Here is a 15056-nt window from a genome sequence, read left to right on the forward strand (position 1 = left end):
TGATTGTCTGCTTTGCCAAGACTGATTTGAGGCACGCCGTACGATCTGCGCTAGATGCCTTAGAACCTCAGACATTACCTAACACAATAGAGTTCGAGCATCCACCACTACAAACCTCTTTTTGATTGTAGCTAAAAAGCAGCCGAAAGCGATCGTTCGGCGGTCTGCAGATGTCTTCGGCATCAAACCACTTTGGACTCAAGTATGTCAAAGCATGAACTACTCCATCCAAGCCTGACGGCTCTGGGATGGAGATTCGCGCTTCCCAGCGGGCAGTTTCACCGGAGTATGCTCGGCTCGCGGACTTCCAGCCCGCAGCGAGGTTCCATCCGGCCAGAGCTTCCCGCTCCACGCATGGATCGGTTCCCGTCCATTCCTTTCCGTATACAACGACCTTCGGCCCCGGAAAGGCGAAGCCGTGATCCTTCTCCCATTTCGCCAAGCCCCAGTCGAGAAGCCCGAGCGCCGAGTTCTCGTCCCGATGGCAGGACGCTCCGCATGCGCACTCATGCCACCGGTCGCCGAGGGTCTTTTTCACGACGCCGCCGCATCGGTGGCATCTCTGGCTTGGCTTCAACGTCCTCGCCTGTGCTTCCAGGTATCCGATACCAGCCTCTTCCGCTTTGTATCCGACCATCGCCCCGAAAGCTCCGAACGATGCGTCCAACATCTCTCGATTCAGCCCGGCTTTTTGCCGCACACGTTTCCCGGGCTTTTTCCGGCTGCCCGGGCCGAAGCCGTCATCCTTTTCGGCTCCAGCTCCTCCGTGATCAACAGTCCGCTGCGTCTCACCATCGCGGCGCTCTGCTTGTGCAGGAAATCCTTCCTGACATTCGCCACCTTGGCGTGCATCCGGGCGAGCAGCTCGTACTGCTTGCGCAACCTCTTGGAAATGCGAAATCCCTTCCGTTTCCCGTGCTTGCGGATCGCCGCCTCCATCTTGCGGGAGATCGTCCGTCCGAGCTTCCTGAGCTTCTTAAGCGCCTTGCGTAGATTGCGCGGATTGGCGACCTCAAAAACGTCCGGCTCGCTCTTTTCCGGCTCCAACCTGGCGCTGGTCAGGAACCGCTCCGTGCCCAGGTCGAAAGCCTCGGCTCCACAGCCATGCTCCCGCGCCGGCCGGCAGCGCATCGTGACCGACGCATGCCATCGGCCGCCGGAAAGAAAGATCTCGCATGTCCTGGGTTCTCCGGGAGTACGGGCCTTGCCCCGGATCGGGATCTCCCCAATGCCGGAGAGACGAAGCTTCAGGTGAGCGCTTCGCTCTCTGGCGATCAGCCGCCAGTCACCTTCGTGCTGCTTGAAGCCGAAATCGCTGAATCGCCCTGCCTGCTTGAAACGCGAGAATCCCGGATTTTCGCCTTGCCGGACGCGGCGGAAGAACGCCTGAAAGGCGAGATCCAACCTCTTGAGCGTTACCTGGGCGAATTGAGCATTGATCGAGGAGAGAAGCGCGCTGCGGGAACGGAGCTCGGTGAGCCATCGGCACTGCTCGACGAAACCGATACGCCGCTTTTCCTCCTTCCACGCCCGCCTGCGCTCCTCCAAAGCTAGGTTCCAGAGGAAGCAATGGACCCACCGAGTCCGCAAAAGCTCATCCCGGACGGTCTTGGATGGATAGAGCCGGTAGGTGACCTTGCGCTCGACCGGGCCCAGAACGGGAAGACCAGCGGGTGATGCGATCATCATGAGGCGACGCTGGACAGTGGCCAGCAATATGGTCTATCATTTAGTGCAATGACAGGTCAAGTGCGTTTGCACGTTCTGGATCACTGCGTTTACGCGCTGCACTACCATTTAGTTCTTATCACAAAATACCGCCGCAAGGCGCTCACCCGCCCCATGCTTGACCGGTTGCGTGCTATTGCGGAAATGCGCTGGGATGGATGGGGCGGACAGCTGCTTGAGTGCAACGGAGAATCTGACCACGTTCACTTGCTGGTTGCGTTGCCACCAAATCTTGGACTCAGCCGCTTCCTGAACAATCTCAAGACAACTTCTTCCAGACTTCTCCGCAGAGAGTTTGCCACAACGGTCGCCCATTTCTATCGTAAGCCAGTTCTTTGGAGCCGTTCCTACTGCATTATCACGTGCGGGGGTGCCCCATTAACCGTCCTCAAACAGTACATCGAACGGCAAGAAACGCCGGAATAGGGCGGCCTTCACCACCAGCCAAGCCCAAGGCTCTGGCTGGAGCACTGGCCGCCAGAGGGGGTAGAATTGATGGCTATCCACCGTATTCAGTGGTAAGAAATTTCAACATCCATAGTAAAGAACGATGTTTTTTGGACTGATTGGAATAGATGTGGATGAAGCAAATAATTGATCAGGAGAAATAGATCCAGGTCCACTCCATTTTTCATCCGCTAGATCAAGAATTTTTCCCAATGGATAGACTTCTTCCTCGATCAAATATCTCCTTTCTACTGAGTCGAAGTTAGTTATTCCAAGGAGGCTTTCCTGTTTGTTGTTAAATAGAAAGAAAAAGAGCTTTTCTTCTTCATTAAAATTTACAATAGGAGAGATATTTTCAGTGCATATTAAAGATTTATATTTTTTGCGTAATGCAATCGTATGCTGATACAATTTCCATAGGATGGCGTGTGTCCCTTCAGTCCTTAATTCCCAATTAATAATAGATTTATTGAAAGCTTCTTGTTTTGTTGCATCATATCCTTCTTTGTCTCCGTGAAAATCTGCGAACTCTTTCAGTCTTCCTTTTCGAACCGCTTCTAGAAGATTGGGATCCCCATGATCGACGAAGTAGAGAAAAGGATTTTTTTCTCCATACTCTTCTCCCATGAACAAAAGAGGAATGAAGCCTGAAAGAAGAGTTAACACACAAATCATTTTGAGTTCACTAAAATCAATTAGACAAGAAAGTCTTTCTCCTAAATATCTATTTCCGATCTGATCATGATTCTGAGAAAAAACGATTAGTTGGCTTCTTTTGACATGTTGGGGTTTTCTTCCATGCTTGCGTTTTCTATACGAAGAATAGCAACCATCAATGACATATCCTTGCTTAAAAGCTTTTGCAACATGTGAAAGAGAGCCGAAATCAGAATAATATCCTTTTGTTTCCTTGGTTATAAAAGCGTGCAGAGCATGATGAAAATCATCACACCATTGTCCATGGAGATGGCAGCCACCAAGGGTTTTCGGATAAATGAATTTGGGATCATTCCTGTCACTTTCGGCAATAAGGAAATGGGTTTTATTGAATGTGTGACAAAATTCTATTGTTTTATCGGCTAATTCCTCAAGAAAAAGATACGCGCTTTCGTCATAAATGGCATGAATGGCATCCAGCCTTAAAGCGTCTATATCATATTCAGAAAACCAGAAAAGAGCATTATATATGAAAAAATTTCTAACTTCATCAGAGAAAGCATCGTCATAATTAATGGCCTCTCCCCAGGGTGTTTTATATTTTTGGGTAAAATAAGGAGCAAATTGACTAAGATAATTCCCTTCCGGACCTAAGTGGTTATATACAACATCAAGAACCACTGCCATGCCTATCTGATGACAACTATCCACTAATTTGCGCAATCCCCATGGCCCTCCATAACTATTCTGAACGGCAAAAGGATAAACCCCATCATATCCCCAATTTCTTTTTCCTGGAAATTGCGAAATAGGCATAAGTTCTAGAGCATTTATTCCTAATTCTTTTAAGACTGGTAGTCTGGGTATGATTGCCTCAAAAGTTCCTTGTGGAGTGAATGTTCCCACGTGCAATTCATAGATAACGTAGTCATCTAAAGCGGGTCGTTTTTCAGTGATTTCGCACTTTTTAATTGCTGAAAAATCGATAACTTCAGATCGGTCATGAACACCGTATGGCTGATATCTAGAAGCTGGATCGGGATATTCTTTTAGCTTATTGATTCTGTATTTATATCGAATTCTGTTTTTTTTCTCGTGGGTTTTTAGTAAACCCCTCCAATATCCTCGACTATCTTTTTCCATAGGGATGGTTAGATCTTCTGGCTCGTATATGTGTATAGCGCAATCCGAAAGGAAAGGGCCCCATACAACAAAAGAGACTGCATCATCAGAACAAATTGATCCTACTGGAATTATAGAAGACAACATGTTCATTATCTTTGAACTATGTCCTATAAAAAAAGTTATTCTTCTGTCATTGTGAGAGAAAAAAGAACGGTCCTTATTGAATTACTTCTTCATTGATTCTGAGCCATTAGCATTGTTTTTTGGTTGGCTGATCAAAGTTAATGGAAAATTAAGAAAAGACAGAACTGCTTTGCATAAAAAAGATGCTTCTTTCATTAGAGACCTTTTCAAAGAATATTCTATTTCATAGAGCACCCTTTCTAGCAAGCAAAAATGGAGCAACCTTTCTTTTTCTTCTTTTGTTTGTGGAAGGATTTCAGACTTTGCTACTTCTAAGTATCGATTGACAAAAACGGCTGTAGCATACCTATGCCAGCAGAGCGAAATGTCTTCTAGCCATGGCTTATCTTGAGAAATCAGCAGGGAGGATTCAAGAGCTGAAAATGCTGCTAAATAGAGAGAAAAGATCATACTAGCAATATCCTTTAGCGGCGTTTTTTTTAACTTTCTCTGGCTAAATGGTATCTCTGTTTCTCCTTCAAAATCGATAATTACAAAATCCTTTCCTGTATACAAAAGCTGTTGTAAGTGAAAATCCCCATGAATCCGAATTTTTAACCCGTAATTGCCAGCAATGAGAATCTGTTGAAGTTGTTTTTCAATGACATCTATTTTTTCATAAAAGCCTAAAATTTCTTTGTCTTTTAAATCCTTGTTGTTTTTTGACAATTGTCTTTGGAGACGCAAAAGATATTCCATGGCTGATTGGAAGAGGCTACGTTGATACCATGTTGTAAACGGTTCAGGAGAGAAGTTTGGATCTTTGTTTTCAGCTGAAAGCCAATTATGCATCATGGCAGTTTTTTCAGCGATCGCCCGTAATTTTTCAACATAAGTTCCTTCCAGGATTTCCTTACATTCGGATGGCCACTGTAAAGGATCCATCTTTAGGAGATCTCTAGGAGATGAAAAAAACTGTTTTGATTCGAGGACTCTCTCATAATATCGACTTAAAGAATCGAGGGTCAGCTGCCAGCAATCCCCTTGATTAGGAATGAATTCTTCTACCAAGCATAAAGAATGGACTGTCCCATCTGTAGATAAAAACTCAGCATTTCCAAGGTACTTAGGGAAGAAAGGAAGGCTTTCTTTAGATTCTAGATATTCTAAAATTTCTATTTCAGGGTTGATACCCTCGTTTAGGGGCCTGTAAAACTTGCACATTATTTTATTTTCAAAGTTGATTAACAAATTTCTTTGTTTGTCAGGAAGCACTTGAGAGGAAATGGGGAGTTGTCCTTCTCTACAAGTTTCTTTAAGTTTTGAAGATGGCTTTGCCACCACCTTACCCTTTCTTAAGTCTATATGTCTACCGGAGGCAATCCAATCAAGCATCCAGGAACGAAATATCGATTCATACATCGCATCAATAAGCAGTCCCTCCTGTTCCTTCTCTTTGAATTTGCAAAACACGCACTCTGGATTTTTCTTTCCGATTTCATCAACGTCTTTTTGCTCATTTTTTTTCAGAAAAAAGAAAAATGGTTCTGGATTTCCTACATCATAATAAAAAGCAAACAACACACACTGTATGTCTTCTCCTAAAAACCGGAGGGCGTTTAATTCAATTGCGTCCTGGATTTCTACCCTCAACAGCTTTTTGCCCAGAAGGTTAAACCACTTAAACTGAGAAAGGTATAAGGGCAGGACTTTAGAAGCAAAACGTTCCCCCTCTGAACTTAACCAAAAGGATGGCAAAGGGACCTCTTCAAGAGCAATTGTTGAAACTCTTTCCAATTGTTGATGAGAAGAGTCATAGGATGGATTGAGAGAGAACCAGAAGTAAGCATAGGGAGAAAGGACAAATAGAAGAGGGTTTTCGGTTATTTTTGGTAGAGTAGCTTTACCAAAAGTTTCTGTTGGAATATAGCCTATACAATCAGGTAGACTGATTTCCGTAACTTGAGTAAAACGGGAGAGATTTATAACAACCAATAGGATCTCCTCTTTGTATTTTCGAATGAAAGCTAAAACCTTAGGATTGCTTTGATCGATGATTTCTATGCTTCCACGACTGAACGCTAGATACTTTTTCCGCATGCTAATCACCCGACGGATCCACCAAAGAAAGGAAGAGAGGTTGTTTTGTTGCAATTCCACATTAACGGCCTGGTAGTGATACTCAGGATCTATGACCAGTGGCAAATAGAGTCGTTGAGGATTAGCCTTTGAAAAGCCCCCATTTTTTTCTTCAGACCATTGCATTGGGGTTCGAACTCCATTGCGATCTCCTAGATAGATGTTATCTCCCATGCCGATCTCATCCCCATAGTAAATGATTGGTGAACCCATGAGAGAAAAGAGAATCGTAAAAATGAGTTCCATTTTTTTTCTGTTGTTGTCGAGGAGAGGAGCAAGTCTTCGCCGAATTCCTAGATTGAGTTTTGCTCGAGATTCTTTCGCATAAACCCTGTACATGTAGTCTCTTTCTTCATCGGTGACCATTTCTAGGGTTAATTCATCATGATTGCGAAGGAAAGTGGCCCATTGGCAACAATCGGGAATAGGGGGGGTTAGTTCTAGAATATCCACTATAGGATAGTTTTCTTCCATTCGGATCGCCATAAAAATCCGTGGCATGAGTGGGAAATGGAAGGCCATATGGCATTCGTCCCCTTGACCAAAATATGCTGCGGCGTCTTCTGGCCATTGATTAGCTTCTGCAAGAAGCATCCGATTCGCATAATGAGTGTCAACATAGCTGCGGAGTTCTTTAAGAAATTGATGAGTTTCAGGCAGATTTTCACAACTGGTCCCATCCCTTTCGAAAAGATAAGGCACTGCGTCTAATCTCAACCCGTCGACTCCCATTCCAAGCCAAAAATCGATAATTTTAAAAATTTCTTTTTTAACCTCAGGATTATCGAAGTTTAAATCCGGTTGGTGAGAATAAAAGCGGTGCCAGTAATAAGCTTTTGCCACAGGATCCCATGTCCAATTGGAGGATTCAAAGTCTTTAAAAATTATTCGAGCTTCTTTAAATTTTTCCGGATTATCACTCCAGACATAATAGTTTCTGTAATTGCTCCCCGCAGGAGAATTCCTAGCCCTTTGAAACCATGGATGTTGATCAGATGTATGATTAATAACTAACTCGGTGATCACTCTTAAGTTTCTCTTATGAGCTTCCATTAAAAAAATTTTGAAATCTTTTAGCTCTCCATAATCTGGATGCACAGCGCAGTAATCAGATATGTCATATCCGTCATCTTTCAAAGGAGAAGGATAAAAAGGCAATAACCAAATGGCATTCACTCCAATCGACTTGATGTAGTCCAGTTTTTGAGTCATTCCTATGAAGTCACCAATCCCATCATCGTTGCCATCAAAAAATGATTTGACATGGACTTCATAAATGATGGCATCCTTCCACCAAAGCGGAGGTGGAGCGTATTCCGATTTCTCTACTAGTTGCCTATGCGTTGTTCTGTTGAAAGATTGGCTGTCCATACATGCCAGCTGGACTAAAGTTTAAATGAGAAAGGAATTTGAAGGGAAGAAAAACATCTATCGTATAAAAAGTGCACTCGGGGAGACTCGAACTCCCACGGGTAAACCCACAAGCACCTCAAGCTTGCGCGTCTGCCGATTCCGCCACGAGTGCATAAAAGACAATCGGCTTTTTTCTATAAACTTTCAATCATTTGTTAAAATTCCATAATCCCTATTGGAATTGAACGCTTAGCAAGCACCCGATATGGTTCTATATCAGTTATCCCTGCTAAGACAGGATGCCTACACACTATTCCAATTTTTTTATACTAGATCTATGAATGCTCCTTTGCAAGCCAAAAAAAATAGATGGAATATAGAAGATATTTCTCCCATTCTCTGAATAGGATGGGAATCCATAACATTCTCAAGGAAAGCATTTATTTGTCCTAGCATTCCTATATGTCTCATACTTTGCCGATATCGTAAAACTGGAGGCAAGCAGAAGTTCAATCAGAATCGAACATATTTTTTTCAATTCTATACCTAAGCCAGTCTCGAGTAACCCCTAAAAGGCGTGCTGCTTGAGAAAAATTCCCTTGCGTCTTTTCCAGAGCCGTTTTTATTAACTCTCCTTCAAATGCTTTCAAAGAGAATGGTTCATTCAGTAGCCACTTTATGAGTTCTTTTTTATCAATGAAAGGTTGAGGTAAGAAGCTATTGTTTTGAAACCTTTTTTTTAAGACTGCATCAATATGTCGTAAGCTAATGAGATTGTCTTCACACCATAAGACGGCCTGCTCGATTTTATGTGAAAGTTCGCGAACGTTTCCAGGCCAATTGTAGTTTTGAAAAGTCTCTATTACTTCTTTCTCAAATCCTTGAATATTTTTTCCATATTGAGCAGCGTATTTTCTAAGAAAATAGTTGGAAAGCTCGGCAATGTCCTCTCTTCTTTCTCTTAAAGGAGGTAAATAGATGGAAACAACGTTCAGTCGGTAGAGAAGGTCGGGGCGGAATGATCCTAAACTGGCTTTTTCTGTTAGATTTCTATTTGTCGCAGCAATAATCCAAAGATCAATTTCCCTGTCCCTCACGCTGCCCAAGCGACGAATTTTTTTGCTTTCTATGGCTGTTAGTAATTTCCCCTGCAGATTAATCGGAAAATCTCCGATTTCATCCAAAAAAAGCGTTCCCCTATCGGCTGCTTCCATCAAGCCAGGCTTTGCATTTCTAGCTCCCGTAAACGCACCCTGTTCATGTCCAAACAACTCGTCTTCAACGAGATTATCTGGAAGAGAAATGCAATTGACATGAATAAAAGCTTTGTCTGATCGGGAACTTTTTCGGTGGAGTAGGCGGGCGACGACTTCTTTACCGGTTCCAGTTTCACCAGTGATTAATACGGTTGGAGGTGACTTGTCCAAAGAAAGGGCGACAAGTTTTTGAATTGTTTCCCTAACACGAGTCATAGCTAGAGAAGAGCCAATTAACTCCGTTTCTTCTCGTTTTCGGTAATAGTCAATTTCTCTTTTTAACCGAACGGTTTCCTCTATTTTTAGAATTAATTGTCCTAATCTTTGAAGATCAATCGGCTTCTGGATATAATCAAAAGATCCTAACTTAATGGCTTCCACAGCATCTTCGATCGACCCAAAAGCCGTAAAAACAATTGAATAGAGATTTGGATTAAGGGCTTTTGCCTTTTTTAAAAGCTCAATGCCTCCCATTCCTGGCAAGCGGCAGTCAACGAGAAGCAGCTCAGGATTCATTTCTAGACATTGGCTTAAGCCTATGTCTCCATCGAAACAAACGGTGGTCTCATGGCCTTTGTTTTCCAAAAACCGTTTTAAAGAAAGAGCCAGATTCTTTTCGTCCTCAACAACAAGAACAGTAAGCCCCATTGGTTTTATCCTTAGCCATTAAAGCTTGAAAACTTAATACTTGCAATAGTCCCTTTGTCTACTTCACTTTGTATGGTCAATAGTCCGCCATTTTGTTCGGAATATCTTTTAGCAATAGCAAGACCTAAACCAGTTCCTTCTGTAGATGTTGTGAAAAATGGTTGGAAGATTGTGTCGATGATAGCATTAGGAATGCCTTTGCCATGATCAACAATTTCAAGAAGGACTTCTTTTTGAACGGGATCAGAGCGAGTGATTATTTGAATTAAACCGCCTTTTTCACTTGCGTTGATAGCATTAGTAAGCAGCTCTATAATTACTTGTTCAATTTGCGAGGAATCAGAGAGGATGGGTGGTAAGGAAGGATCCAGTTGCAAATCGATGGTTATAGCCTTTGGTAGGGTTCGAGCAATACTAGGAATGAGTGCCCTCAATAGATCATTCAGATTGGTTGGATGGCGATTTGGAACTGATGGTTTCGTGTAAGAAAGAAGATGATTAATCCTGTTGTTAAGGGTGTCCGTCTCTTTTATGATTTCTTTTAGAGTTTCTTTTGCGGATTCATCCAGATTGTCTTGAAGCAAAGAGACTTCTGCTAAAGCCCGTATGCTCGAAAGAGGGTTTTTAATTCCATGGGCAACAGCTGCAGCCATAGCTCCAATCGAGGCTATTTTTTCTGATTCAATAAGTTTGCTTTGAAATTTGTCAATCTTTTCAAAAAGATGAGCGAAGGCCTCTGACAGTTTTCCTATTTCTCCATGGAATGAGGGGAATATTATTTTTTTGGGCTCTGCTTTTCCATTTTCAACAACTTCGATCAATTTTTGCAAAGGAAGAGAAATGCCGAGATTTTGCCATCTATAGACTAACCATAGAATAACTCCACTGCAAAGGAAGCTGAGAGGGAAAACAGTCTGACTAAAGCGCACTAACTGTTGTTCTTTCTCTGCGATACTATTAATTGCTTGTAAATAGACCCTGTTTTGAAAGTCAGCGATTATTTTGTCAAACTTATAATATTCCCTTTTTTCTATTTCCTCTTTCTTGGCTTCCAAATGCTCTTTGCTTGTTAATTTTGTAGCCTCTTCGAGGATGCCTAAACTACAGCTACTCAAATTCTTCCACTGCTCCTTAATAGCCTCAAAGGCAGTCTTTTCTTCCTTATCTGCAAAAAGAGACTCAATCGAAACAAGCTTTTCGTTTATGAGAGTAGAAAAATAGAAATAGTCAGTTTTATCATAAGGGTTCTGGCCATCGATATAATCGGATATTTCTTTGATTAACTTGTATCCAAGCAATTTGATTTCGTTTAGCAATCGAATTTTTTCAGAAAGAAGCTGAATCTGTCGGATATTTTTTAAGGATAAAGCAGAGACCCAAGCCATTTCAAATCCAAGTGTGCCGATAATGATGAAAAGAAGGAAAGCGGCAAGTTTAATTTTTGAGCTTATCTTCATGCGTTTTTTTAAAGGCAATGCAAGCAAGGGGAGGGAGGGTAAGAGAAAGAGAATATGGTTGGCCTTGCCAAACGAGGGGTGAAGCTATTTCTCCTTTTGTAAGGCCTAAACCACTGCCGCCATACTCCGAGGCATCGCTATTGAAAATTGCTTTCCAAAATCCATCGAAAGGGACCCCTACTAGATAATTGAGCCGTGGAACAGGAGTGAAATTAAAAACACAAAGAATATGATCTTTTTCGTCAGGAGATTTTCTTATGAAGCTTATGATACTTTTTTCATAATCTGAAAAGTCTATCCAATAGAAGCCATTGGGAGAGAAATTATTAGCGTGGAGGGCTTTTTCGGATTTATAAAGGAAATTAAGGTATTTCACCATTGATTGTAGCTGTTTGTGGAATCCATCAATGGCCAAATGCCAGTCAAGGCTTTTTTCATGATACCATTCATCCCATTGACCAAATTCTCCACCCATAAAGATCAGTTTATGCCCAGGAAAAAAGTACATGTAAGAAAATAGGGCTCGCAAATTTGCAAATTTTTGCCAGGTATCACCAGGCATTTTCCTTAGCAAAGAGCCTTTTCCATACACTACTTCGTCATGGGATAGGGAAAGAATAAAGTTTTCTTGAAAAGCATACCAGGCACTGAATGTTAGCCGATTTTGGTGATATTTTCTATAAATGGGATCAAGAGAAAAATAAAAGAGAGTATCATGCATCCAGCCCATGTTCCACTTGAAGCCAAACCCAAGACCTCCGGCATATACAGGTCGTGTGACCAACGGATAAGCCGTCGATTCCTCAGCAATAAGCTGTATGCCAGGAAATTCTTGATAAAGGGTTTCGCTTAGGGTGCGAAGAAAAGCTATGGCTTCGAGATTTTCGTTTCCTCCATATTTATTGGGAATCCACTCTCCGGGCTTTCTAGAGTAATCGAGGTAAAGCATTGAAGCAACCGCATCAATTCTCAAAGCATCTGCATGATATTTTTCGATCCAAAATCGGGCACTGCTAATTAGAAATTCTTTAACTTCATATCTTCCATAATTGAAAATATAGCTTCCCCAGTCTGGATGATAGCCCTGTCTGGGATCAGCATGTTCATAAAGGTGTGTTCCATCGAATAATCCTAAACCATGCCCATCAGTGGCAAAATGAGAAGGAACCCAATCTAGAATCACCCCGATACCGTTTCGGTGCAGATAATCAATAAGAAACATAAAATCTTGAGGTGTCCCAAAGCGGCTGGTAGGAGCAAAATAACCCAAGCACTGGTATCCCCAGGATCCATAGTATGGATGTTCCATTACTGGGAGGAATTCGACATGGCTAAAGCCCATTTCTTTGACATACTTGGCTAGCAGAGGGGCGATCTCTCTATAAGTCAAAAACCTGTTGTCTTCTTCTTTTTTTCTTTGCCATGATCCAAGATGCACTTCGTAAATATTCCATGGGCAATTTAAACAATTGTTTTTTTCTTTGTTATCTATCCATTCTTTATCGAGCCATGTGTAATCTAAATTCCAAACAATAGATGCACTTTTGGGAGGAGTTTCCCATAAAAAAGAAAGAGGATCACCTTTGACCGTAACAATTCCGTTGGCTTTGGACTTAATATAGTATTTATAAAGATCTCCTCTGACTACCCCAGGAATAAAGATTTCCCATATGCCACTTTGATCCTCCCTGGAAACCATAGGATTTGCTTTTGGATCCCACTGGTTAAAGCTACCAATTACAGAGACCGATGCAGCATTGGGAGCCCACACCGAAAAGTACGCTCCCTTTTCTCCTTCCCAACTTGTAAGATGGGATCCTAATTTTTCGTAAAGATTGTAAAGGGTTCCATTCTTAAAATGATGGATGTCTAGATCGCTAAAAAGGCTAGGAGAATGAGATTTAGAAGAAGGCAAAAGAGGCTTTGAGGTGTTATTATTCATATCGGATTGTTTTAAATTACTCTCACTAAATAGTTATTATTTGTATGGAATGAACAGATAAAATCGTCACCGGTTTGTAATTTTAAAAAATTTTCGATATTGAATCTACTAAAAGAAATATATTTAGCAGAATGATAAAGAGAGCGATGGTCCATCCTATTATAGATACTAAGGGACTTGCGCTGAATACTCCCATAATGGTCTTATTTTGATTCACAAGGAGGAGAGGGATCAGCGCAAAGCCGATCCCAAAGCTTAGTACCACCTGAGAAAAAATCATGAGTTTGGTGCTGTCTATGCCGAGTAAAATAGAAAAGATCGCTGGTAACATGGTAAAGAGTCTTCTAAACCATATTGGAAAGGTAAAATGAACGAAGCCTTGCATAATTACTTGTCCAGCTAGCGTTCCTACAGCGGATGAAGAAATACCTGAAGCAAGCAAAGAAAGTCCAAAAATGGTCGATGCAAAAGAACCAAGGGCAGGAATGAGGGTTTGATAAGCCATTTCCAAACCATTAGGAGCGATATTCCCTTGATAAAAAATGGCTGCAGAAACAATCAACATGGCCATATTAACACCGCCAGCAATCCCCATGGCCAAAAAAACATCCACCAAAGAATACTGAAGTAATTTTTTTTTGCTTAAGCAATCAGTTGTAGAAATTCTGTCTTGGGTTAAGGCGGAATGAAGGTAGATAGCATGGGGCATGACAGTGGCTCCAAGAATACCGGCTGCCAAATAGATGCTTTCAGGAGATTGAAAATGTGGAATGAACAATCCATAAAGGATAGCACTTCTATCTGGGTGAGCTATAAACAATTCGAGCAAGTAACACAGGGCGACTATCCCTACGAAAGCACCAACGATTAGTTCCATCAGTCTGAAACCTCTTTTTTGTAGATAAAGAATGATGGAAGTGGTGATTGCAGTTAGACAAGCACCCCAAATGAGAGGAAAACCAAAAAGAATTTTAAAGCCGATAGCGGCACCGATAAATTCAGCAAGATCCGTGGCTATCGCCATGATTTCAGCCTGAATCCAGTAAAAATATCTAAAAAAGGGGCTTTGAATTGAATCTCTTATCCATTCAGGTAAGTTTTTCCCAGTAACCATCCCTACTTTTGCAGAAAGCCATTGGATAAATATTGCCATCAGGTTAGAAAAAAAGACCACCCACAGAAGAGTATATCCATATTTTGAGCCACTTTCTATGTTGGTAGCATAGTTTCCAGGATCGATGTAGGCAATGGCTGCAATGAAGGCTGGTCCAATGAAAGGAAAAAACCTGTTTATTATTTTGGGTTCTTTTCCTTCAAGAATTTCTTTTGCTCTTTGTATGACCCAAGAATCAATTTGAGAACGTTTTAGCTGAAATTCTCTTTCTGTTTTTTTCATTTATCTTTAATGAAGAAGACCGCAGCAAGAAGATATGTTTAAAAGTTATTGGGTTTTTCCGCTTGTTAAGGAAGAAGGGACAATCATGATCTCTTCACTTATAGATAGAGGAATTTTTATTGGTTTTTGTTCTTGTCCCAAGATGGAAAGCTGCATGCAGTCTTCGAATTTGTCTAAGACTGTGATGATGGTGCCTGGCAGCAAGTTAAGGGTCTTGAAATGTTTTAAGGATTGTCTGTCTTGTAACATGATTCTTGTAATTTGAGCTCTATCTCCTTTTTTAAGAGAGTAAAGGGTTCTTTCAGTGGTGTCGGTTGGCATCACCAGGTCAAAAGTAGGAATAGGGTCGCCATGAGGATCCCTTCGAGGATGACCAAGCATCCGAGCGATCGCTTTTTCAAATTGTTCGCTTATGACATGCTCCAACCGTTCAGCTTCTCCATGTACTTCATCGAGACGGTAGCCCAATTTTTCTGCTAGGAACGTTTCCAGGAGACGGTGATGTCGAAGGATTTCTAAAGCTACGCGATTGCCTGCTTCAGTAAGATAGATGGCTTGATAGGGTTTTCTTTGAACTAATCCCAGTTCCACTAGCTTTTTGATCATATCGGTGACGGAGGCAGATTTGACCCCAATTTTTTGTGCTAGCGCTAAAGTGGTGACAGGCTCTCCTCTTTCAGAAAGGAGAAAGATTTCTTTGAGATAATCTTCTTGAGAAGTGCTAAGTTGTATAGTTGATTGTCTGTTTGTTCTCTTCATGGATTATTGCTTAATATTTTAGATTA

Annotated in this window: 10 protein-coding genes and 1 tRNA gene; 1 reads left to right on the top strand and 10 read right to left on the bottom strand. The window is 41.8% G+C overall.

The window, feature by feature from the left end; genetic code table 11:
- Positions 1-67: 67 nt before the first annotated feature.
- Entirely contained in the window at positions 68-700 is a 633-nt protein-coding gene (locus QOL44_RS05475; protein ID WP_283401207.1) for a transposase, read from the bottom strand.
- Positions 679-1689, bottom strand: a complete 1011-nt coding sequence (locus tag QOL44_RS05480) for an RNA-guided endonuclease InsQ/TnpB family protein (protein ID WP_079199608.1) — start codon at positions 1687-1689, stop codon at positions 679-681. The genes QOL44_RS05475 and QOL44_RS05480 overlap by 22 nt, the downstream gene beginning before the upstream one ends.
- Positions 1690-1737: 48 nt before the next feature.
- On the opposite strand from QOL44_RS05480, the gene tnpA reads away from it, so the two are divergent.
- Positions 1738-2154, top strand: a complete 417-nt coding sequence (gene tnpA, locus QOL44_RS05485) for an IS200/IS605 family transposase (protein WP_219804461.1) — start codon at positions 1738-1740, stop codon at positions 2152-2154.
- A 102-nt stretch (positions 2155-2256) separates the two neighbouring features.
- On the opposite strand, the gene treZ is transcribed toward tnpA, so the two are convergent.
- The 8 genes from treZ to QOL44_RS05525 form a co-directional block, all read right to left on the bottom strand.
- Complete coding sequence (gene treZ, locus QOL44_RS05490) at positions 2257-4107, bottom strand: malto-oligosyltrehalose trehalohydrolase (RefSeq protein WP_009058735.1); 1851 nt, start codon at positions 4105-4107, stop codon at positions 2257-2259.
- Between the two features lie 75 nt (positions 4108-4182).
- Entirely contained in the window at positions 4183-7590 is a 3408-nt protein-coding gene (gene treS / locus QOL44_RS05495; protein ID WP_009058734.1) for a maltose alpha-D-glucosyltransferase, read from the bottom strand.
- A gap of 72 nt (positions 7591-7662) precedes the next feature.
- A tRNA-Leu gene (locus tag QOL44_RS05500) sits at positions 7663-7744 on the bottom strand.
- 337 nt (positions 7745-8081) lie between these two features.
- Positions 8082-9476, bottom strand: coding sequence for a sigma-54-dependent transcriptional regulator (locus tag QOL44_RS05505; RefSeq protein WP_009058732.1), 1395 nt, complete (start codon positions 9474-9476; stop codon positions 8082-8084).
- Positions 9477-9487: 11 nt separating this feature from the next.
- Positions 9488-10933 carry an ATP-binding protein gene (locus QOL44_RS05510; RefSeq protein ID WP_009058730.1) on the bottom strand — a complete coding sequence of 482 codons (1446 nt, stop codon included), beginning with the start codon at positions 10931-10933 and terminating at the stop codon, positions 9488-9490.
- Positions 10911-12875 (bottom strand): 1,4-alpha-glucan branching protein GlgB, encoded by a 1965-nt coding sequence (glgB, locus tag QOL44_RS05515; RefSeq protein ID WP_009058728.1) that lies wholly within the window; start codon positions 12873-12875, stop codon positions 10911-10913. The genes QOL44_RS05510 and glgB overlap by 23 nt, the downstream gene beginning before the upstream one ends.
- A gap of 82 nt (positions 12876-12957) precedes the next feature.
- Positions 12958-14271 (bottom strand): Nramp family divalent metal transporter, encoded by a 1314-nt coding sequence (locus QOL44_RS05520; protein WP_009058726.1) that lies wholly within the window; start codon positions 14269-14271, stop codon positions 12958-12960.
- A gap of 45 nt (positions 14272-14316) precedes the next feature.
- The gene (locus tag QOL44_RS05525; RefSeq protein ID WP_009058724.1) at positions 14317-15030 is read right to left on the bottom strand and encodes a metal-dependent transcriptional regulator; all 714 of its coding nucleotides are present in this window, start codon (positions 15028-15030) and stop codon (positions 14317-14319) included.
- Positions 15031-15056 lie beyond the last annotated feature (26 nt).

Origin of the sequence: Candidatus Methylacidiphilum fumarolicum, assembly GCF_949774925.1 — a bacterium.
In the GTDB taxonomy this organism is placed as follows: Bacteria; Verrucomicrobiota; Verrucomicrobiia; order Methylacidiphilales; family Methylacidiphilaceae; genus Methylacidiphilum; species Methylacidiphilum fumarolicum.